Raw genomic sequence first — 22,160 nt, 5'->3', positions numbered from 1 at the left:
TTTCCTCGGAAATTTTGCAATTCCTATACATATTTTTACAGAATTTGTCGAAAAGTAATTAGTTATAGGTTGTATAGGATGAGTGAATATTGTTCAAAATGATTGCTGAGGTGATGATGGAATGCGAGGAAGAAATAGTAAAAAGTCGCAAAAAGTAGTACATTTATTTCAAAAAAGATGGGTGTTTCCGGCACTATACATTGCTTGTGCAGCGATAATCTTAATGGTTGCGCTATGGTTCCAGGGAGCTAATCCAAAGAAAGCTCCGAACCAAGATCAAGCAACACCGTATACACAAACGGAAGATCCGGCAGTACCAGTAACAAAATCTTCAGAAGTAGTGAAAATGCCAACTGCAGCAAATGCAGAAGTAGTAGTACAGAAGAAATTCTATGAAGATGCAGCATCAGAGGCGGAACAAGAAAAAGCACTTGTCTTTTATAACAACACATATTCCCCGAATAAAGGAATTGACATTGCTGCGAAAAACGGAAAAGAATTCGATGTTACAGCTGCTTTAAGTGGTACAGTAACGAAAGCTGAAAAAGATTCACTTCTTGGTTATGTTGTAACAGTAGATAGTGGAAATGGTGTAGCAGCATCTTATCAAAGCTTAGGCAGTGTGAAAGTAGAAAAAGGTGCAAGAGTCGCGCAAGGTGAAGTGTTAGGAAAATCAGGTCTAAATGCAATGAATAAAGATGCAGGTTCTTACGTTCACTTTGAAGTACGTAAAGACAATGTGGCTGTGAACCCTGAGCGTTATTTAAATAAATCAGTAGCAGAAATTAAAGCTGATGCAGGTGCTGTAAAGGCGACAAATGCTTCTGGTAAAAAAGCTGATGACAAATCTCAAAAAGAAGAAAAGTCAACAAGCACGAAACCAGAAAGTAAAACAGAAGATAAGTCTCAAAAAGAAGAGAAATCAACAAGCGGCTCGACTAGTGATAAAGAGACGAACGGTAAACAAGATGAGAAATCTCAAAAAGAAGAAAAATCAACGAATGGTTCTACAGAATCATCTAACGGTTCTTCTTCACAAGAATAATAAAGTGAAAAAATCAGTTCTCATTAGGAGAGCTGATTTTTTTATTTTTATATAAAAATAATCAATTTCGAGAAAAAAGTTGCAATAACAAGGAAAAATGACGAGATTCTCGAATATATATTACAAAAGGGAGGGGATACTGTGTCATTTTTATCTGTTCTGTCGATTGCTATCATTTTATTGTTTGTTTTATTCGCTTTATATTATTATATTGCCGGTAAGAAAGAAGTCCCCCACCATCAGTTGTTAGAAGAAGAATATGAAAGAGAAGAGTGACACCTTGTATAAAGAGGTGTCACTTTTTTTCGCCATAATTGTCATCGTTAACGTATTTCTCACAAAAAAACGTAATTTTTCTTAACTTAGTCCGCAAAAATAGTGAACATGTAGCATATATCAGTAGTGCGGGCAATACAATGGTATAAACCAATGCAAAGAGAGTGTTTGAGGTGAGAAATCGTGAATCATTTCATTATAAATCCAAGAATGTTTAACGCTTACAAACAGCACTCACATTTACTTCATAGTCGTATGCAGCGAGTCTCATTTCACACTTCTCACATCCAATTTAGGGAGGCGAGTGGTGTGCACGATTACATCAAAGAGAGAACTATCAAGATTGGCAAGTATATCGTGGAGACAAGAAAGACAGTGCGTGTAATCGCAAAGGAGTTTGGGGTATCAAAGAGTACAGTCCATAAAGATTTAACAGAACGTTTGCCAGAAATTAATCCAGAGCTCGCAAATGAAGTGAAAGAAATTCTTGATTATCATAAGTCTATTCGTCATCTAAGAGGTGGAGAAGCAACAAAGCAAAAGTACCGAAAAGAAGATACAGAAAACCCTGTGCGCCAATAAATCTAAAATAGCAAACATTCCTTGTGAATTCGGTAATATTTTTCAGAAGAATTCTTTTTGCGAATATTACGTTTCTGTTAAATTTATGATAAAATCAGAAATTAGGTGTAAAAGAATTCGGGTGTAACCTGATTTTGAATATCGAGGAGGAAATGACGGGAATGTTTGCGCGAGATATCGGAATTGACCTAGGTACGGCTAACGTATTAATTCATGTTAAAGGTAAGGGTATTGTATTAAATGAGCCATCTGTTGTGGCAATTGATCGTAATAGTGGAAAAGTATTAGCAGTAGGTGAAGAAGCAAGAAGTATGGTGGGACGTACACCTGGTAATATTGTGGCAATTCGTCCACTTAAAGATGGTGTAATCGCAGATTTCGAAATTACAGAAGCAATGTTAAAGTATTTCATTAACAAATTGGACGTGAAGAGCTTCTTTTCAAAACCTCGTATTTTAATTTGCTGTCCAACAAATATCACATCTGTAGAACAAAAAGCAATTCGTGAGGCTGCTGAACGTTCAGGTGGTAAAACAGTATTTTTAGAAGAAGAACCAAAAGTAGCCGCAGTTGGTGCTGGTATGGAAATCTTCCAGCCAAGCGGAAACATGGTTGTTGATATTGGTGGAGGTACAACAGATATTGCCGTACTTTCTATGGGTGATATTGTTACCTCTTCCTCTATCAAAATGGCTGGCGATAAGTTTGATATGGAAATCTTAAACTACGTTAAACGTAAGTATAAGCTATTAATTGGAGAACGTACTTCAGAAAATATTAAAATTAAAGTTGGTACAGTATTCCCAGGTGCACGTAGTGAAGAGCTTGAAATTCGCGGACGTGACATGGTAACAGGTTTACCACGTACAATTACAGTATGCTCTGAAGAGATTACAGAAGCACTAAAAGAAGACGCAGCTATCATTGTACAAGCTGCAAAAGGCGTACTAGAGCGCACACCACCAGAACTATCTGCGGACATTATCGACCGCGGTGTTATTCTAACAGGCGGTGGAGCTTTATTACACGGTATCGACATGCTTCTAGCAGAAGAATTAAAGGTACCAGTATTAATCGCTGAAAACCCAATGCAATGTGTTGCTATTGGTACAGGTATTATGTTAGAGAATATCGATAAATTACCACGTCGTGCATTGAAATAAAGTGAGAAAGAGCTAAGGGAAAACCTTAGTTCTTTTTTTTGATTTTTTTAATTCTAATTTTTTACGAAAACGGAAGAAAAATAGAGGAAAATAAAGAAATAAGGTGATATATCCGTATATACAGTTAAATTTAATGTTTTCTTATTTGAAAACGTATGTAATATAATGATTCGGAATACGACATTAAGGCAAAAAATGTTCAAATACATATTGCCTTTCCCTAATTTGGGCATACACTCTTTTCTACCTCCGTGTCAGTTGCCGGGAAGTGCAACTATTTTAATGGAATAGAGTGTGTGCATTTTTTTATAATAGAGAGCAAAGTGTTACTTTATAATGACAAATAATAAACAAAATGGGATAATAACAATATGTCCAAGTGGTAAGACCAATATTACAAAAGGGGCGATTGTTACATGCTAAATATAGAACAAATTAAAGAAATCATTCCTCACCGCTATCCATTTTTACTTGTTGATAAAATATTAGAAGTGGATGAGGGAAAAAGAGCGGTTGGAATTAAAAATGTATCTGCAAACGAGGAGTTCTTTAATGGGCACTTCCCAGATTATGCAGTTATGCCTGGTGTACTTATTGTAGAAGCATTAGCGCAAGTTGGTGCAGTTGCTGTATTAAAGAAAGAAGAAAACCGCGGGAGACTTGCTTTCTTCGCAGGTATCGACAACTGCCGCTTCAAAAAACAAGTACGCCCAGGTGATCAACTTCGTTTAGAAGTAGAAATGACGCGCGTACGTGGACCAATCGGAAAAGGAAAAGCAATCGCAACAGTAGATGGTGAAGTTGCGTGTGAAGCTGAAATTACATTTGCAATTGGTGATAAGAAAGAATAGATAGTAATTAAAAAAATCCTTCTGTAATATGCAGAAGGATTTTTTTAATTACTATATTTTTTGTTTGAAACATTAAAATGCAGAGTAATCAGAATTTTAATTGTAAATGAATGGGAGTTTGTATATAATGACGCTATAAATATCTTGGAATCAAGATGAATGATAGCGCGATAAAGATAGAGATGCCGTTGTCACATTATGGAGGTTATAAGATAGGACAAAGGTTATTATGATTCGTTATGATGAACTGTAGAGGAAAGTAATGGGGAAATTTAACGGTAGAAGTAAATGAAAAATAGGCGTAGCATATCGAGCATAAAAGAGAAAAAGGGAAAAGGTCGCATTTTGAAAAAGGAGACTAGAACATGTTCGGAAGAAAGAAAAGAAAACCATTACGACAATTAATTACACATAAAGAGCCTAAATCACGTATTACAGAACAATACCGTAACATTCGTACGAACATTGAATTTACATCTGTAGATAACCATATTCGTTCTATTATTGTCACTTCAGCAGATCCAGGAGACGGGAAAACAACGACTATTTCTAATCTAGCAGTTGTTTTCGGTCAACAAGGGAAAAAAGTATTGTTAATTGGGGCGGACTTACGTAAGCCGACAATTCAAAACTTATTTGCGATTCATAATTCAAATGGATTAACGAACTTATTATTAGGACAAGCGAAACTAATGCAATGCATCCAAAAAACAGATATAGAGAACGTATATGTAATGGCATCAGGCCCTATACCGCCAAACCCAGCTGAACTATTAGGTAGTCGAATGATGGATGAGGCGCTGCTCGAAGCATATAACATGTTCGATATTATTTTAATCGATACCCCACCTGTCCTTGCGGTAACCGATGCACAAATACTTGCGAACAAATGTGATGGAATCGTACTCGTTGTACGCAGTGAAAAGACAGAAAAAGATGAGATCGTAAAAGCGAAACAAATATTAGATAAAGCATCTGGCAAAATACTCGGTGTCGTTTTAAACGATAAAAAGGAAGAAAAAGAGCAGTATGGTTATTACTAAAATATAAAAAGCCAACAAAATTTTTGTTGGCTTTTTATTGTTTTCTGAAAATTCTTTATCAAGTTACACAGCATGAAAAACATGATAAAATAAAAAATTTTGGAAAATGATTGGAATGTGTTGTCATATTTAAGATTATTTTGTAAGATTAAACTTGTTTCTTGTGAACGAATATAGAACTGAATTATTAAAAATGAAAAATGTAAGATTTATATGTTATAATTTTTCCTATGTGTAAATTTTAGAAAGTTGGAGGAACTTATGGAAGAAACAATTAGTCTAAAAGAGTTATTTCATATCTTAAAAAAACGTTTAGCAATGATCCTCGTAATCGCCTTTGGTGCAGCTATTGTAAGTGTTATCATTAGCTTCTTCTTCATGACACCAATCTACCAATCTTCAACGCAAATTCTTGTTAACCAGAAAAAGCAAGAGGGTGCAATGATTCAAGCTGGTGAAATTCAAACAAATATTCAATTAACGAATACATATAAGGTCATTATTAAAAGTCCAGTAGTCTTAGACCAAGTGAATGAAAAATTACATTTAAATATGACTGCACAAGCTTTAACAGAAAAGATTAATGTTGCAAATGAAAAAGATTCACAAGTCATTTCTGTTACAGCTGAGGATAAAGATCCAAAAGTAGCTCGTGATATTGCGAATGCAACTGCGGATGTATTTAAAGGTGAAGTTGCAAAAATTATGAATGTCGATAACGTAACAGTATTATCGAAAGCAGAGGTTGGGGAAAATCAATCTCCAATTAAACCACGTCCGATGCTAAATGTCGCAATTGCTTTCGTTGTTGGTTTAATGGCTGCAGTTGGTCTTGCATTCTTACTAGAATACTTAGACAACACAGTGAAAAAAGAAGAAGATGTAGAAAACTTACTTGGCTTACCAGTATTAGGTATTGTGGCTCGTATGGATGAAGAAACAATGAACGTGAAATCACATGCTCCATCATCAAGAAAAGTGAGGGGACAGACAATTGGTTCTTAATAGTTTATTTAAAAAGAAAAAAAATCATCGTCAACGTCGTCAACTAGTTGCTCATCAACAACCGAAATCACCAATTTCAGAACAATATCGTAATATTCGAACGAATATTGAATTTGCGTCTGTTGATACAAACTTACATTCGCTAATGGTAACATCTGCGAACCCGAGTGAAGGGAAAACGACAACGACAGCGAATATGGCAGTTGTTTTCGCTCAACAAGGAAAGAAAGTATTATTAATTGATGCAGATATGCGTAAACCAGCGATGCATCAAATGTTCCAAGTTGATAATATTTTTGGACTCACGAACGTATTAACACATAGTGAACGGTTAGAGAAGTGTGTACAAACGACATTAGTTGATAATTTACACTTTTTAGCGTGTGGTCCAATCCCACCAAATCCGGCGGAATTGTTAGGTTCGAAATCGATGAAAGAACTTCTTGGGCAAGCATATAGTATGTACGATTTAGTCATCTTTGATTTACCGCCAATTTTAGCTGTAACAGACGCACAAATTATGGCGAATGTATGTGATGCTTCTATTCTTGTCGTTCGTAGTGAATCGACAGAAAAAGAAACAGCGGTAAAAGCAAAAGGATTATTAGAATCCGCAAAAGGTAAATTGTTAGGCGTTGTTCTGAACGATCGTGAAAGAGAACATGGCTTATATTATTACTACGGTGCGAACTAATTAAAAAGTGAGATATGGCGAGAACATATCTCCTTTTTTCCTTTGAATATGAGATATATCTCATATTCAAAGGAAAAAAGATTTTTATACGAGAGGAAGGGTGAGAAGAATGATTGATTTGCATTGTCACATTTTACCTGGCATCGATGATGGTGCGCAAACAGTAACAGATAGTTTAGCGATGGCACAAAAAGCTGTTCAAGAAGGAATTCATACAATCGTTGCTACACCACATCATCAAAACGGAAAATATGTAAATGAGCGTACTTCTATGATTCATCAAGTAAAACAATTAAATGATGAATTACAACAACATGATATTAAGTTGAAAATTTTACCAGGTCAAGAGGTCAGGTTATATGGTGATTTATTAGAAGACTATGAAGCTGGCAAAATTGTTACTTTAAACGAAACAAATAAATACATATTAATTGAGTTTCCATCTAATCATGTACCTCGCTATGCAGAACAACTATTATATGAACTACGTGTTAAAGGAATGATTCCAATTATCGTTCACCCAGAGCGTAATTCCGAGCTAATTGAGCGACCAGATAAGTTATATAACCTTGTAAATAAAGGTGCATTAACACAAGTGACAGCAGGTAGCTTACTTGGAAAATTCGGTAAAAAAATCAAAAAATTTTCATTACAACTTGTTGAACATAATTTAACACATATGATCGCATCAGATGCACATAACACGACATCAAGAGGGTTTCATTTAGGAGAAAGCTACGAGTTAATCGAAAAAGAGTTCGGAATGAACGTTATGAGCGACTTAAAAGAAAATCCGTATTTATTAATTAGCGGAAAAGCAATTTATAAAGAAGATCCAGAACAAATTCGTCGTAAAAAATTGTTCGGTATTTTCTAAATAAGGAATTGGTGATGTCTCCTAACCGTTATCAAAGGGGGCACTCGGTCGTGCTGTGGGTAGAAATTATATTTCAACCTACCTTAGATGCTTGTCGTCGGGAGTGTGACGTGAGGATGGGTTAGATGCCCATAGTTTATTTATACTTAGAAACTCTACCTATGGAGTTATAAATATGACTCTATAGGTAGGGTTTTTTGTTATTGCTACATATAGATAAAATAATGTTTTTGGGGGACTGGATTTGAAAAAAGTAAGAAAAGCGATTATACCCGCTGCTGGGCTTGGGACAAGGTTTTTACCAGCAACGAAAGCAATGCCGAAAGAAATGTTACCAATCGTCGATAAACCGACAATTCAATACATAGTAGAAGAAGCGATAGAATCAGGAATTGAAGATATTATTATTGTTACTGGAAAAGGAAAGCGTGCAATTGAAGATCATTTTGATCACTCATTTGAGTTAGAACAAAACTTACTTGAAAAAGGAAAGCATGAAGTACTTGAAAAAGTACAAGCTTCATCAAAGATTAATATTCATTACATAAGGCAAAAAGAACCAAAAGGTTTAGGACATGCAGTATGGTGTGCACGTAAATTTATTGGTAATGAGCCATTCGCAGTTTTACTCGGTGATGATATTGTCCAAGCGGAAACACCGTGTTTACGTCAATTAATGGATCAATATGAAGGTACACAATCGTCAGTTATTGGTGTACAAACGGTTCCAGAAAATGAGACACATCGTTATGGTATCATTGATCCAGTTGAACAAAATAATCGTCGTTATCAAGTTCGTCAATTTGTCGAAAAACCAGCAGAGGGCACAGCACCATCTAATTTAGCAATTATGGGTCGTTACGTATTAACACCAGAAATTTTTATGTTCCTTGAGGATCAACAAACAGGTGCTGGTGGAGAAATACAATTAACAGATGCGATTCAACGATTAAATGAAATTCAACGAGTGTTTGCGTATGATTTTGAAGGAACACGTTACGATGTTGGAGAGAAGTTTGGGTTTATTAAGACTACAATTGAGATGGCACTTCAGCATGAGGAACTAAAAGAAGAATTGATGAGTTATATGAATGAACTTGTGAAAAAAGAAAATATATGTGTATAAAGTGAGGTGGAAGCGTTTTGACCTTGGTAAGAATATCAAGCGAAGAGTTAGGAGAAAAAGAAAAGCTAGAAATTAATAAGGAAAAAATAAATGCACGTAAAGGGTATTTGGTAGCTAAACGTTGCATGGATCTTATTGGGGCAATATTTGGTCTAATCTTATTATCTCCTGCTTTCCTTATTGTGGCAGCGTTAATTAAATATGAAGACCCGAAAGGATCTGTATTTTTCAAACAAATTCGTGTCGGGAAAGATGGCGATAAGTTCCATATGTATAAATTTCGCTCTATGGTGACGAATGCAGAAGAGAAGCTAAATGAATTATTGAAATATAACGAGGCCTCTGGTGCGATGTTTAAAATTAAAGAAGATCCAAGGATTACGAGGATAGGTAAATTTATACGTAAAACAAGCATTGATGAATTGCCGCAATTAATCAATGTGTTGAAGGGTGATATGAGTCTTGTAGGACCAAGGCCACCTTTATTACGTGAAGTAGAAGAATATACAAACTATGATAAGCAGAGGTTACTGGTAACACCAGGATGTACAGGAATTTGGCAAGTAAGTGGAAGAAATAATTTAGGATTTAAAGAAATGGTAGAGTTGGACTTGCAATATATAAAAAATAGGAGTTTGAAGTACGATTTTTTAATAATCTTAAAAACTATTAAAATCATGTTTAAGCCTAATGATGCTTACTAGTATTTAGTAAAGGATAGAATATATATGAAAATTGCTGTTGATTTAACAATTATTAGAAATGAAAAAAAAATCACAGGGGTCGAGAGAGTTGCAATTCAAACTTTAGAAAACTTTCTTAGTAACGAGGCGCTAAGGGAACAGAATGAATTTATTATATTATGCGCTAAAGGCGGTTTGAAAGTTATTAAGAATCTTAAGACTGAAATAGATTTTCGAGGAGTGCAGGTACATGAATCGCCTTTTACAAATCGAATTCTTACAGACCAAATTTGGATGCCTAAAATTTTAAATGCTATAAAACCAGAGCATGTATATTATACAACATTGGGTTTTCCAGCTATTCAACAATTTCCTTTTACGATAATAATTCATGATGCAGTAGCCTGGGTAAAATCAGAAACCATCTCAAAGGGGATGCGTTTTTATTATAAACCTTTAATAGAAAAAGCTGTAAAAAATAAAAACCTAAAAAATATTATAACTGTATCTGAGTTTTCTAAGCAAGAAATCTGTAGGGCTTTAAAAGTTCCATCAGATAAAATTTTTGTTAATTATCTTGGCGTATCCCCTTCATTTCAAAAAAATTTAAACCTTGAGAAAGAAGACCGGATTTTGGGGGAATATAGTATAGAGAAGGACTATATAATTGCAATTGGAACATTGGAGCCGAGGAAGAATTTACAATCATTATTTTATGCATTTGAGAAATTGGTACATGAATTTAATTACAAAGGCAAGTTAGTTATAGTTGGTAGGAAAGGATGGAATAGTGATTTTATTATTCCAGAAGAAATAGCAGAAAAAGTTATCTTTACGGGTTATGTAGAAGAGGAACATTTGCCATTTCTTTTAAAAGGAGCAAAGGTTTTTGTATTTCCATCCTTATACGAGGGTTTCGGCTTACCTTTACTAGAAGCTATGTCTGTGGGGGTACCTGTTGCTACATCAAATCAAGCATCATTACCAGAAGTTGGTGGAGACGCATGTGAATATTTTAATCCTAATGACATTCAAAATATATCAGAGGTGATTTTTAGGATAGTCAGTAATGATAATCTTCAAAAAAGATTATCTCAGAGAGGAATAGAACATTCTAAAAAATTCAGCTGGATGCAACATGCAAATAATATAATAGAAATTATTCAGGAGAGTAATTAATGAAAACGGAAAAAATGTTTAATGTGGATTTTGCGAAGGTTAGTCTGAAGGATTTAACCCGCCATTTAGGTGAAGTTGTAAGGGATAATAAAAAGATTCATTTACATACTGCTAATGTTGATCATATAGTCATAGCTAGTAAAGATTATAAATTTGCAGAGATACTGAAAAATGCGGAAATTGTAATTGCAGATGGAATGCCTATTGTTTGGTATTCAAAAATTCTTAAAAAAAAATTGCCGGAAAGGGTAACTGGTGTAGATTTAGCCTATAAAATGTGTGAGACGTCTAGAGAAAATAATTTTAAGATGTTTCTTTTAGGTGCAGCAGAGGGTGTTGGTGAGCTAGCGATGGAAAAGATGAGAAACCTGTATCCCAATGTAGAAATAGTTGGCTCTTATAGCCCTAAAAAAGAAGAAATAAATGACGAAGAAAAATCTATACAAATTATAAAAAAAATAAATAATAGTGGTGCAAATGTCTTATTAGTAGCGTTAGGTGCACCAAAACAAGAATTTTGGATTTCAAAATATAAGGATGTATTGAATACAAATATTAATATAGGTGTTGGGGCTACTATAGATTTTATGGCTGGTAATGTGAAACGCGCGCCTATGTTTTATCAAAAATATGGCCTGGAATGGGTATATAGATTATTTCAAGAGCCTAAGAGGATGTTTAAAAGGTATATAATTAATGATTCATCTTTTATTATTTTAGTAATTAAAGATTACATATATTATCAAAGAAAAAGAGTTGATAAATTTGAATAAAATTAAAATTGCTTTTGTTGATCATGCTAGAGCTATGGGAGGAGCTGAATATAGTTTATACTATCTTCTTAAAGAATTAGATTATAATGTGGTGCAACCATATTTGTTAACACCTCCTAACTCTGAGTTGCAGAAAATGGTGGAAAACCTACCTTCAGTTAGGGTAGTTAATATGGAATTAGATAGTATTAAAAATTTTAAAGGTTTCATAAAAGATATCCGAGATATCCGTAGATTTTGTAAGCAGGAGCATATTGATATTATTCATACAAATTCTTATAGAGGGGCTATATATGGATTAATAGGAGGCAAACTGGCTAGGAAAAAAACTGTTTGGCATGTTCGTGATATACATGAGAGTATTTTGTTTAAAAGTATTTTGCCTAGGTTATCTGATAAAATCATAACTATTTCTAATGCAGTAAGTAATCAGTTTTCAAAGGATACTAGACATAAGAAAGTTAATTTAATATATAACGGAGTCGATTTGAAGCTGTATAATATACAGGATATTGAAGGTGACTTAAAATCAGAGTTATCAATTTCAAAAGATACATTTTTAATTGGTATGGTAGGAAGAATAGATAGATGGAAAGGTTTCCATTATCTTATTAAGTCGGCCTCAATTATTAAAAACTCTTCTCGTAAATTTAAAATAGTTATAGTAGGCGATGAGATTTTAACAAAAGAAAAAGGTTATTTAGATGAGTTAAAAAGGCTAGTAATGGAATTGGATTTAGGAGATAAGGTAGAATTTTTAGGGGCAAGAAAAGATATACCTAATGTTATGAAATCTTTAGATTTGTTTATTAGTTATTCCAATAATGAACCGTTTGGAAGAGTAATAATAGAAGCTTTAGCAATGAAAACACCTGTTATTGTAGCAAATTCGGGTGGAGCTCCAGAAATTATTTTGAATAGTAACTGTGGGGATATAGTTGAGTCAAATAATGAGGAGCATTTAGCAAAGTCTATAATTCAATTTATGGAATTAAGTCAGCAAAGTTTGGATTTATTAGGGAGAAATGGGAGACAGAGGGTTGAAGAGTTTTTTAGTACAGAGTTGGTAGCTGTTAAAGTAACGGAATTATATAAAAAGCTTTATAATAATTAGTTGAAAGGTATTGATTATGTTTCAAATTAGCAGGGATAGTATTTATATTTTGCTTACCTTTTTATTAGTGAGTATTCTTTCTGTAGCATTTTGTATAGCTGCATATATTTCTAATACTATAATGATAGCCATGCTATTAGTTATAGTAGGGTTATTTCTTTCTATTTTTATTGTTAAATCAATAGGATTTGAAAGATATATATTTATGGTATTTGTAGTTTTAACATCATTTAATATAGAATTCAATCTATATAATACAAACCGTATTGGGGGCTTACCCTCCGCTATTGTAGTAAACCAGTTCTATATTCTCATTTTAGTATGGGCTTTTTATAGTTTTATTATAAAGAAAAAGTTTATAAGCATTGAAAAAAGTAAACTTCTTAAAATATTCTATGTCCATGTAGGAATTGGATTATTATCAATTATTTTTGTAGACAACATTATAGCCTATTCCTTCTTAATGGTGCGCTATATATTTACATTAATATTTATTTGGCTGGTGCTTAGCCTAAATTTAAAGCAAATTTGGAATACGATGCTCTTAGGTCTAAGTATAACCGTAATTATGCAAGTATTATTGGGGATAATACAAATAAAAAAATCGGATGCTATTGGTTTACATGTTTTAGGAGAAAATCAAGAACCATTTCGAAAAGGAGTAGATTTAACAGAGCAGGGCTTAAGTGGTACATTAGGTCATCCGTCTACTTTTGCGATTTTTCTTGTTTTAATACTTAGTATGTTATTAGTAGGGATATTAAATAAAAAATCAAAATTTATTTCAAGGATCTATTACGGAATAGTTTTTGTGGTGCTAACTGCCGGGGTCCTTTTAACGAATGCAAGAACCTCCATTTTACTCTTTTTAATTACCCTTACTCTATTCTTTTTTTATTATAATAATATTAAAAATAAAAAGGGAAACAAGTTATATCAAAGATTATTAAATTTATTTTTAATATGTATATCAATTACTGTAGTAGGTATATTTTTCTTTGATGTTTTATATGAAAGATTTGCCCAGTCAGATTTTGTAAAACAATATTATGATAGGCTAGATTTATCATTATTTTCATTTCAAGTAATTTTCAAAGATTTTAGTACCCCATTTACTGGTGTAGGTTTAAATAATTATGTAGATACAATAGGTAAAATGGGGACAAATCAATTTAAATACATTCATCCAGTACATAATTATTATTTATTATTATGGGCTGAAGGTGGACTGTTTTACATGTTATCGTTTGTAGTTTTATTAATAATGCAATTGAAGGCAATGAAGAATGTAATGAAGAAAGGAACTGAAGAGATTTCTTTACAAGCATTAGCAATGTTTATTTCAATTATTGTCCTTGCCATATATAATTTTTCGGATTGGGCGTTTTCACATAACCAGTTGTACTACCTGTTCATCCTGATATTTGTATTAACTATAAAAATATATAATGAGAGTAGAAAAGCGATACATTTTGACTAATGTTAATAAAATGTATCGCTTTTTAATTTTGGGCGTAAAGGGAGTTAGTTATGAAAGTATGGATGTTTCCCAAGACTTCAGAAACCAATCAGTATAATTATTTATTATCAAATTCTTTAGAGAAAAAAGGAGTAGATGTTAGGAATTTCAGACAAAGATATATTTTTAAGATAAAAAGAGGTGATGTTGTACATATGCACTGGATACATTCTTTGTATCAGAGCCACAATAGGTTATTATTTTTAATTAAATCAATTTTATTGTTATTGGTAATAGATGTAATGAAATTTAGAGGTATTAAATTTATATGGACAATTCACAATTTATATCCGCATCATTATGAATACAAAAATTATGAAAAGTGGGTTAGAAAAAGGGTAATGAATAAATGCGATAAGTTAATTACTTGTGCAAATTCTATAAAGGATTTGGTTATACAGGAATTTAATGTTAACCCTGAGAAAATCAATGTTATTCCGCATGGAGATTATGTTGGAGTATATAAATTTGAAGGGCTAAATTTTAAAAAGGTTTATAATATTCCGGAAGATAATTTTGTGTATTTATTTTTAGGAGCTATAAAAAGATATAAAGGTGTAGGGGAATTGATTGAGAGTTTTCAACAAATGAATGATTCAAAATCTACGTTAATTATTGCTGGGAAGGCAGATGAGGAGACAAAAATCTTTTTAGAGGGAGTTAATAACCAAAATATTATAAAAGATATAAGGTTTATCCCGGATAACGAAGTGGCAGATTTAATTAAAGTAGCAGATGTCTTTGTTCTACCTTATAAAAATATAACAACGTCAGGTTCCGCAATTTTGGCATTATCTTTTAAAAAACCTGTTGTTAGTCCTGTAAATCCTTTTATGAAAGAGTACTTTGATGACAATACAGCAGTACTTTATGAAAAGGAAAGTGGATTACTAAAATCTCTCTATGATGCAAAGCAAAAAACATTTTCCGATGAAGATTTTAATGAGAAATTAGAAAAAATAAATTGGGGGATTATAGGAGAAAAAACGATGTTATGTTATTTAAGTGCTGTAAAGTAGTATAGGAGGATATAAATGAACTTTTTCAAAAATTCTCTATGGTCTATTCTAAATATTATAGGGGTTCAATTGGTAGGATTGATGGTAAATGTAATATTAGCGAGGCTATTATATCCTGAAATATTTGGAATACTAGGTATGGCATATGTTTTTGCTGGTTTTATCATAGTATTCCAGGATGCAGGTTTAAGTTCATATTTGATATTTAAAAATACAATAGATAAACGATTAATAAATACAACATTTGTATTGAATATTTTTACATCTTTCTTGTTAGCTATATTTCTCTTATTAACCAGTGATCTGGTAGGGGGATTTTACAATGAAATATTGGTCAGTAAAGTAATAGAGGTACTCTCGATAGGTGTTGCTATAGGCGGATTAGGTATTACTTCAAGGGCTTTATTAATAAGGGAGAAAAAATTTAAAGTACTAACTATAATTGATGTTATCTCTGAAGTATCAAGTAGTGTAGTGGCTATTGTTCTGGCTATATGTCATCAAGACATATGGGCAGTTACATCTAGACTAGTAATAAAGCCAACTTTCCAAACAGTAATTCTTCTATTGCTTTATGGAAAACAAGTTGTTGGGAAACCTAGTTATCAATATATATTTGAAATTATCCCTTATAGTAGTAAGTTTCTAGGTTCCCAAATGTTTATATATTTAAATAATAATGTAGATTATCTTCTTATAGGAAAATTTTTGGGAAGTAAATCTTTAGGATTATACACCATGGCATACCAGTGGAGCGTAGTTGCGAGACAATATATATCTGGTGCAATTAATAGAGTTGTATTTCCTGAGGTAGCAAGTTTACAGAGTGATGTTGAGAAGGTTAGAAAATTATATTTAATGGTTATAAGTAAGGTAGCCTTTTTTACATTCCCTTTATGTGCGGGATTACTAGTGGTTTCTAGGGAGTTTATTTTGTTTGTTTATGGTGATAAATGGATAGAAGCGGTATTTCCTTTGCAAGTTCTATTAGTAGTAGGATTAGTTACTTCTATTGGAACATTAGGTGGATCCATATTCAACGGTTTAGGAAAGCCGCAATTAGAAATGAGATTGAATATGGGATCGTTTATTTTTTTAACAATAATGATATGTATTTTAAAAGATTATGGACTTAATGTCCTAGCAATAGGTATTTTAGTTAAAACGATTATTTTTGACTATATTAAAATTTTGCTAGTAAATCAACAAATTAAATCAAATATGCGGGAATTTTTTGAATCCTTGAAACCTAGTCTCTTATGTACAGTAATTATGGTTATTTGCTTGGTAATATTTAAAGGCTTAGTAAGTTTAGAAAATACATCTATGTTATTTTTACAAATATGTATAGGGATTTTAATATATTTCATAAGTACTTTTATATTTAATAAGGAAATTATATTGTTTTTAAGAAAAAGAAAAAAGTAGATTTTTAATGAGCATTTGAATGTAATAAAAATAAATTGTAAGGATGTGCGATTAAGATATGAAAGTAGCAGTAGTGGGTACAGGATATGTAGGGCTGGTTACGGGAGTATGTTTATCAGCTATTAATCATGAGGTTATATGCATTGACTCCAATAAAGACAAGGTTAAAATGATGCAAGAAGGCACCTCACCGATTTATGAGCCAGGTTTAGAAGAGCTAATGCAAGAAAATATTCAAAAGGGTACCTTAAAATTTACCTTTAGTCATGAAGAAGGATTTAAAGGTGTTGATATTATTTTTATTGCTGTAGGAACGCCTCAAATGGAGGATGGCTCAGCTAATTTACAGTATGTTAAAAGTGTAGCCGAATCTATAGGGGAATATATTGATAGTAATGTGGTTGTAGTTACTAAGAGTACTGTACCTGTTGGTACTAATGATTTCATAAAAAGAACAATTATGGAAAACTTGAAGAAAGATGTTGATGTTAAAATTGCATCTAATCCGGAATTCTTACGTGAGGGTTCAGCAGTTTATGATACATTCCACGGTGATAGAATTGTTATTGGCACTGAAGATGAAGAGACAGCAGTTATTTTAGAAGAGATGTATAAGCCTCTAGGTATTGAAGTATTTAAGACGGATATTTACAGCTCGGAGATGATTAAATATGCCTCTAATGCTTTTTTAGCAACAAAAATAAGCTTTATTAACGAAGTTTCTAATATATGTGAAAGGTTAGGAGCCAATGTAGAGGATGTGGCAGAAGGGATGGGATATGATAAGAGAATTGGAAGGGCATTTCTAAATGCAGGGATCGGCTATGGAGGTTCTTGTTTCCCAAAAGATACTCATGCACTAGTCCAAATTGCTGGAGGAGTAGAGTATGATTTTAATTTATTAAAGTCTGTAATTGAGGTTAATAATAATCAACAAAAAATTATGATGGAAAAAATTAAGTTCAGAATTAAGAACTTAAATGAAAAAAAAGTAGCTATATTGGGCCTAGCATTTAAACCAAATACAGATGATATGAGAGAGGCGGCAGCTATTGTCTTAGTTAATAGCTTAATAGAAGAAGGGGCGAAAGTGATAGCATACGACCCAATTGCTATGGAAAATGCAAAAAAATACTTAAATATAAAGACAAAATATGCAAACTCAATGGAAGAGGCATTAGAGGGTGCTGATATTGCTGTAATAGTAACGGAGTGGGATGAATTTAAGAATATGGATTTCACCTTATTAAAGCGACTTATGAATACACCGATTATCTTTGATGGAAGAAACTGTTTTGAACTAGATAAAATGATGGAATTGGATATTGAATATTATTCTATGGGGAGACCAAGTGTAATTTTAAAAGAAGAGAAGAAGCTATTGGAGGTAATAAAATGAAATTAGTATTATTATCAGGTGGATCGGGAAAACGTCTATGGCCACTATCAAATGATTCCCGTTCTAAGCAATTTATAAAGGTATTAAGGGATGAGCAAAATGAATTGCAATCAATGGTACAGAGAGTATGGGGACAATTACGAAGATTGGGATTAGAAGAAAACTCCGTTATTGCAACTAGTAAATCACAAGTAGATATGATTAATAGCCAATTAGGAAATAAGACACCTATTATTATCGAGCCACAACGCCGTGATACATTTCCGGCGATTGCACTGGCAGCAACTTACCTATATTCAAAACAACATGTAGATTTAGATGAGGTTATTGGGGTATTACCAGTAGACCCTTACGTAGAGGATAGTTTCTTTGAACGTTTATTAGATTTGGAAGATATTCTAAAAAATTCGGTAGCAGATATGGCTTTGATGGGGGTAAAACCTACATATCCCTCTGAAAAATATGGGTATATTGTTCCTAATGTGGAAAAAAATAATCAAAACTATATTTCTGTAAGCCATTTTAAAGAGAAGCCTAATGTTGAAGAAGCAATAAAACTATTGGAGCAAAATGCATTGTGGAATTGTGGGGTATTTGCTTTTAAATTAGATAAAATAATCTCCCTATTAGACCAAAAGGGTTTGCCTGTACAATATGATGAATTAGTAAAACAATATGAAAAATTACCTAAAATTAGTTTTGATTATGAAGTTGTAGAGAAGACAGAAAAGATAATAGCATTACCATATGAGGGTTCGTGGAAAGATTTAGGAACATGGAATACACTTACTGAAGAAATGGGAACAGAGAGAATTGGTAAAGCAAATATGAGCAATGATTGTAAAAACAATCATATTATAAATGAACTAGAAATTCCTATATCTGTTTTAGGACTTTCGAATGTTATTGTAGCTGCAAGCCCAGATGGAATTTTAGTTTCAGATAAAGAGGCGAGTCCTAGAGTAAAAGAATTAGTGGGTGATTGGGATCAACGCCCTATGTACGAGGAGCGACGCTGGGGATGGTATAGGGTGCTTGATTACACGAAATATGAGAAAGGTAATGAGGTTTTAACAAAAAGAATTGGTATCACCGCAGGAAAGAACCTAAGTTATCAATATCATAATAATCGTAGTGAAGTGTGGACAATTGTAAAAGGAGAGGGAGTATTCGTACTGAGAAATGAGTTTAGAGTGGTTCGCCCGGGTGATGTTTTGGAAATTCATGCTGGGGATCATCATGCTATTAAAGCTGTGAATGATTTGGAATTTATAGAGATACAGTCAGGTACAGAGTTAGTTGAGGAAGATATAGTACGTATTCATATGAATTGGGATGAAATTGAGCAAGCATGTTATGTAGTGAAATAATATATAAATAAGCTATTAGCATTTAAGATAATAGCATGTAATTTTATTAGAGGTGAAATAGGTCATGAAAAATACTCCTTTATTTTTACAACCGGTGCTACAAGATAGGATATGGGGAGGAAGCAATTTAAAACAATTTGGATATGAATTATTATCAGATTCCGTTGGCGAATGTTGGGGGATTTCAGCACATCAAAATGGAGCAAGTATAATTAGAAATGGTATATATAAAGGTTATACTATTGAAAGGCTTTGGGATTTCTCACCCGAAATATTTGGATGTTATGAATCTGAAAAATTCCCGTTATTAACAAAAATATTGGATGCTAATAAAGATTTATCCATTCAAGTTCATCCAAATGACAACTTTGCACAAATCAATGAAAATGGAGAGCTAGGAAAAACAGAATGTTGGTATATCATTGATTGTAAAGATGACGCGGAAATAGTCTATGGTCACTATGCGAAAACAAAAGATGAATTTAAAAAAATGATAGATGATGGAAAATGGACTCAATTATTACGTCGTATACCAATTAAACCAGGCGACTTTTTTTATGTTCCGAGTGGAACAATCCATGCATTATGTGAAGGAACTTTAGTTTTAGAAACACAACAAAGTTCAGATACAACTTATAGAGTATATGATTATGATCGTATGAATCAAGCGGGGAATAAACGTGAACTACATCTTGATAAGGCGATTGAAGTTTCCTCTATCCCACATGAGGATTATAAGATCGAATTAAAAATTAGTAATGAAAATGGTTGCAATATTACTACATATGTACAAGAGGAATATTTCAGTGTTTTTAAATGGGAAATAAAAGAAAAAGCGACTGTTAAACAGGGTAAGCATTTTCAATTGGTGAGCGTTATAGATGGTGAAGCAATTCTGAGTACTGTGGACGGGAATTTCCCTATAAAGAAAGGCGATCATTTTATTCTACCAGCAAAGATGGAAAATATTAATATAGCCGGAAATGTAACTGCTATTGTATCTCACCCATAGAATCCTAAAAGTATTTTATTAAATTACTTGATTTAGGATTATTGTTGATGTGGTATAATAAAGTGATTTTCTAGATTACATCACCTATAATTAAATATAAAGAAGGTATAAATAATGAAAAAGAAAATTTTATTCTGGATTCTAGGTATCATTGGTGTTCTTGTTATTGCTGGTGGTGTATATGCATATACTGTTTACTCTAATGTATCTAACACGTTGGATGCAGTACACAAACCATTGGATCGTGATAAATCTGAAAAACGTGATAAAAAGGTAGATGTTTCCGACCAGAAACCAATTTCAATTTTACTAATGGGAACTGATCAAAGAGAAAGCGAAACTTCTAGGTCTGATTCTTTAATGCTATTTACACTGAATCCGAAAACAAAATCAATGAAGATTACAAGTATTCCTCGTGATACTTATACAGAAATTATTGGTAAAGGCAAAAAGGACAAAATCAACCACGCTTATGCTTTTGGTGGCGTTGATATGTCTGTAAAAACAGTAGAGAATTTTCTTAATGTACCAGTTGATCATTATATTGAAGTAAACATGGCTGGATTCAAAGATATTGTAGATGCTGTTGGCGGTGTTGATGTAAATAACGATTTGGAATTTACATCAAGGGAATCGCATTTTGCTAAAGGTAATATTCATTTAAATGGTGAAACGGCATTAAAGTATACTCGTATGCGTTACGAAGACCCACGCGGTGACTTCGGCCGCCAAATGCGACAACGTCAAGTTATTCAAGCTGTAATTAAAAAAGGTGCAAGTGTTTCTTCTCTAGCAAGTTACGGTGATGTATTAAAAGCAATTGAGAAAAACGTTAAAACAAGCTTAACTCAAGACCAAATGTTTGATATTCAAAAGAACTATAAAGATTGCCTGCAGAACAGTGAAGAAATCCAAATTCCAGGTGACGGTCACAAAGCTGCTGACGGTATTTGGTACTACTACGTTCCAGATGCAGCAAAACAAGATTTAACGAATAAGTTAAGAGCACATCTTGAATTGACTAAGTAATATGTAATAACCCAACTCCTTTGGAAGGAGTTGGGTTTATTTTTGCTTAGATTTATATTAGTATTATATATTGTGAGATTAATAGATGAGGTGAATCGATGAATAAGAAAGCGGTACTTGTCCTATTTATTTTTGTATTGTTTATTGCTTCGGTTGTGAGCGGTAAAATATATTGGAATAAGAAGATTGCGAATGCAACAGGGCAAACGAGTGAAGTAACGAAAACAAAGGCTGAAGTAAAAGATAGCGGTGCGAAGAAGGACGAGAAAAAACAAGATGCAAAGTCATCTTTTAATGAAGCATACGCAAAGAACTTGCCAGATGCAGTGAAAGAGAAGTTAAAGAAAGCTGCTCAGGATAAAAAGGTAGTAAATCTTGTTATTGTTGGTGATGAAGCTTCTTCATCTGAAAAAGATGCTTGGGTAGCTAAGTTCACTGCTAATTTAGAGGCCTCTTACGGTAAAGGTTTATGGAATGTGACGGTAAAGGAATATAAGGGTGAAAGTACAGAGGAATTAATCGCGAATAAACGCGATAAAGAGATTGCGAAAGAAAATCCAGATGTAATTTTGTTTGAGCCACCATTTATTACTGATAACGGAAAAAATGGTAATGGAAATTCTGTTACGAATACACAGAAGTTTGTTCAGGCGCTGTCTACTAGTGCAAAAGACGCTACAATTATGATTCAACCATCAAACCCAGTGTATGGTGCGAAGAATTATCCGAAATCGATTGAAGCGTTAAAACAATTTGCGACGCAAAATGGCTATACATATGTTGATCATTGGGGAGCATGGCCTGATGCAACAACGAAAGCAATTTTACCGTACTTACAAGAAGAGTTCGGTTTCCCAAGTGCAAAAGGGCATGAAATTTGGGCGCAATACGTAACGGATTATTTTGTAGCTAAGTAATAAAGGATGTTTAAATAAAAGAAATTAAATTACTACTTTAAAAGGTATGTGTTTTA

At 33.1% G+C, this 22,160-nt stretch carries 22 protein-coding genes; all 22 read left to right on the top strand.

The window, feature by feature from the left end; translation table 11 throughout:
- The first annotated feature begins 121 nt into the window (after window positions 1-121).
- Window positions 122-1,045 (top strand): stage II sporulation protein SpoIIQ, encoded by a 924-nt coding sequence (gene spoIIQ, locus ABH960_RS01865; RefSeq protein ID WP_404442298.1) that lies wholly within the window; start codon window positions 122-124, stop codon window positions 1,043-1,045.
- Window positions 1,046-1,186: 141 nt separating this feature from the next.
- Window positions 1,187-1,321 (top strand): hypothetical protein, encoded by a 135-nt coding sequence (locus tag ABH960_RS01860; RefSeq protein ID WP_002016211.1) that lies wholly within the window; start codon window positions 1,187-1,189, stop codon window positions 1,319-1,321.
- 309 nt (window positions 1,322-1,630) lie between these two features.
- Entirely contained in the window at window positions 1,631-1,903 is a 273-nt protein-coding gene (gene spoIIID / locus ABH960_RS01855; RefSeq protein WP_002089714.1) for a sporulation transcriptional regulator SpoIIID, read from the top strand.
- 161 nt (window positions 1,904-2,064) lie between these two features.
- Complete coding sequence (gene mreB / locus ABH960_RS01850; protein WP_002130035.1) at window positions 2,065-3,066, top strand: rod shape-determining protein; 1,002 nt, start codon at window positions 2,065-2,067, stop codon at window positions 3,064-3,066.
- A 416-nt stretch (window positions 3,067-3,482) separates the two neighbouring features.
- On the top strand, window positions 3,483-3,917 hold the full coding sequence (gene fabZ, locus ABH960_RS01845) for a 3-hydroxyacyl-ACP dehydratase FabZ (RefSeq protein ID WP_000931959.1): 435 nt from the start codon (window positions 3,483-3,485) through the stop codon (window positions 3,915-3,917).
- A gap of 365 nt (window positions 3,918-4,282) precedes the next feature.
- Window positions 4,283-4,960: a CpsD/CapB family tyrosine-protein kinase gene (locus ABH960_RS01840; protein WP_404442292.1), complete on the top strand. Its 678-nt coding sequence runs from the start codon at window positions 4,283-4,285 to the stop codon at window positions 4,958-4,960.
- A 261-nt stretch (window positions 4,961-5,221) separates the two neighbouring features.
- Window positions 5,222-5,965 carry a YveK family protein gene (locus ABH960_RS01835; protein WP_404442289.1) on the top strand — a complete coding sequence of 248 codons (744 nt, stop codon included), beginning with the start codon at window positions 5,222-5,224 and terminating at the stop codon, window positions 5,963-5,965.
- Window positions 5,955-6,659 carry a CpsD/CapB family tyrosine-protein kinase gene (locus tag ABH960_RS01830; protein WP_404442286.1) on the top strand — a complete coding sequence of 235 codons (705 nt, stop codon included), beginning with the start codon at window positions 5,955-5,957 and terminating at the stop codon, window positions 6,657-6,659. The genes ABH960_RS01835 and ABH960_RS01830 overlap by 11 nt, the downstream gene beginning before the upstream one ends.
- A 109-nt stretch (window positions 6,660-6,768) precedes the next feature.
- Entirely contained in the window at window positions 6,769-7,536 is a 768-nt protein-coding gene (locus ABH960_RS01825) for a tyrosine-protein phosphatase (protein WP_404442283.1), read from the top strand.
- Window positions 7,537-7,780: 244 nt separating this feature from the next.
- Complete coding sequence (gene bpsC, locus ABH960_RS01820; protein ID WP_404442280.1) at window positions 7,781-8,662, top strand: UTP--glucose-1-phosphate uridylyltransferase BpsC; 882 nt, start codon at window positions 7,781-7,783, stop codon at window positions 8,660-8,662.
- 17 nt (window positions 8,663-8,679) lie between these two features.
- A complete protein-coding gene (locus ABH960_RS01815; RefSeq protein WP_404442277.1) occupies window positions 8,680-9,366 on the top strand; it encodes a sugar transferase in 687 nt (228 codons plus the stop codon).
- Between the two features lie 24 nt (window positions 9,367-9,390).
- Complete coding sequence (locus ABH960_RS01810; protein ID WP_404442274.1) at window positions 9,391-10,524, top strand: glycosyltransferase family 4 protein; 1,134 nt, start codon at window positions 9,391-9,393, stop codon at window positions 10,522-10,524.
- Window positions 10,524-11,297, top strand: a complete 774-nt coding sequence (locus ABH960_RS01805) for a WecB/TagA/CpsF family glycosyltransferase (protein WP_404442271.1) — start codon at window positions 10,524-10,526, stop codon at window positions 11,295-11,297. The genes ABH960_RS01810 and ABH960_RS01805 overlap by 1 nt, the downstream gene beginning before the upstream one ends.
- Window positions 11,290-12,411, top strand: coding sequence for a glycosyltransferase family 4 protein (locus ABH960_RS01800; RefSeq protein WP_404442268.1), 1,122 nt, complete (start codon window positions 11,290-11,292; stop codon window positions 12,409-12,411). The genes ABH960_RS01805 and ABH960_RS01800 overlap by 8 nt, the downstream gene beginning before the upstream one ends.
- A 16-nt stretch (window positions 12,412-12,427) precedes the next feature.
- The gene (locus ABH960_RS01795; RefSeq protein ID WP_404442265.1) at window positions 12,428-13,891 is read left to right on the top strand and encodes an O-antigen ligase family protein; all 1,464 of its coding nucleotides are present in this window, start codon (window positions 12,428-12,430) and stop codon (window positions 13,889-13,891) included.
- 50 nt (window positions 13,892-13,941) lie between these two features.
- A complete protein-coding gene (locus ABH960_RS01790) occupies window positions 13,942-14,949 on the top strand; it encodes a glycosyltransferase family 4 protein (protein ID WP_404442263.1) in 1,008 nt (335 codons plus the stop codon).
- A gap of 15 nt (window positions 14,950-14,964) precedes the next feature.
- Window positions 14,965-16,377, top strand: a complete 1,413-nt coding sequence (locus tag ABH960_RS01785) for a lipopolysaccharide biosynthesis protein (protein ID WP_404442260.1) — start codon at window positions 14,965-14,967, stop codon at window positions 16,375-16,377.
- 58 nt (window positions 16,378-16,435) lie between these two features.
- Complete coding sequence (locus ABH960_RS01780) at window positions 16,436-17,776, top strand: UDP-glucose dehydrogenase family protein (RefSeq protein ID WP_404442257.1); 1,341 nt, start codon at window positions 16,436-16,438, stop codon at window positions 17,774-17,776.
- The gene (locus tag ABH960_RS01775) at window positions 17,773-19,146 is read left to right on the top strand and encodes a sugar phosphate nucleotidyltransferase (RefSeq protein WP_404442254.1); all 1,374 of its coding nucleotides are present in this window, start codon (window positions 17,773-17,775) and stop codon (window positions 19,144-19,146) included. Before ABH960_RS01780 ends, ABH960_RS01775 begins: the two co-directional genes overlap by 4 nt.
- A 64-nt stretch (window positions 19,147-19,210) precedes the next feature.
- Window positions 19,211-20,158, top strand: a complete 948-nt coding sequence (manA, locus tag ABH960_RS01770) for a mannose-6-phosphate isomerase, class I (protein WP_404442251.1) — start codon at window positions 19,211-19,213, stop codon at window positions 20,156-20,158.
- A gap of 114 nt (window positions 20,159-20,272) precedes the next feature.
- The gene (gene tagU, locus ABH960_RS01765) at window positions 20,273-21,187 is read left to right on the top strand and encodes a polyisoprenyl-teichoic acid--peptidoglycan teichoic acid transferase TagU (RefSeq protein ID WP_404442248.1); all 915 of its coding nucleotides are present in this window, start codon (window positions 20,273-20,275) and stop codon (window positions 21,185-21,187) included.
- Window positions 21,188-21,285: 98 nt separating this feature from the next.
- Window positions 21,286-22,104, top strand: a complete 819-nt coding sequence (locus ABH960_RS01760; protein WP_404442245.1) for an SGNH/GDSL hydrolase family protein — start codon at window positions 21,286-21,288, stop codon at window positions 22,102-22,104.
- Window positions 22,105-22,160 lie beyond the last annotated feature (56 nt).

It is taken from the genome of Bacillus sp. RC252, assembly GCF_044909215.1.
Lineage (GTDB): Bacteria > Bacillota > Bacilli > Bacillales > Bacillaceae_G > Bacillus_A > Bacillus_A mycoides.
The sequence above is the reverse complement of the archived record's forward strand: the minus strand, read 5'-3'. Positions and strand labels throughout refer to the sequence as shown.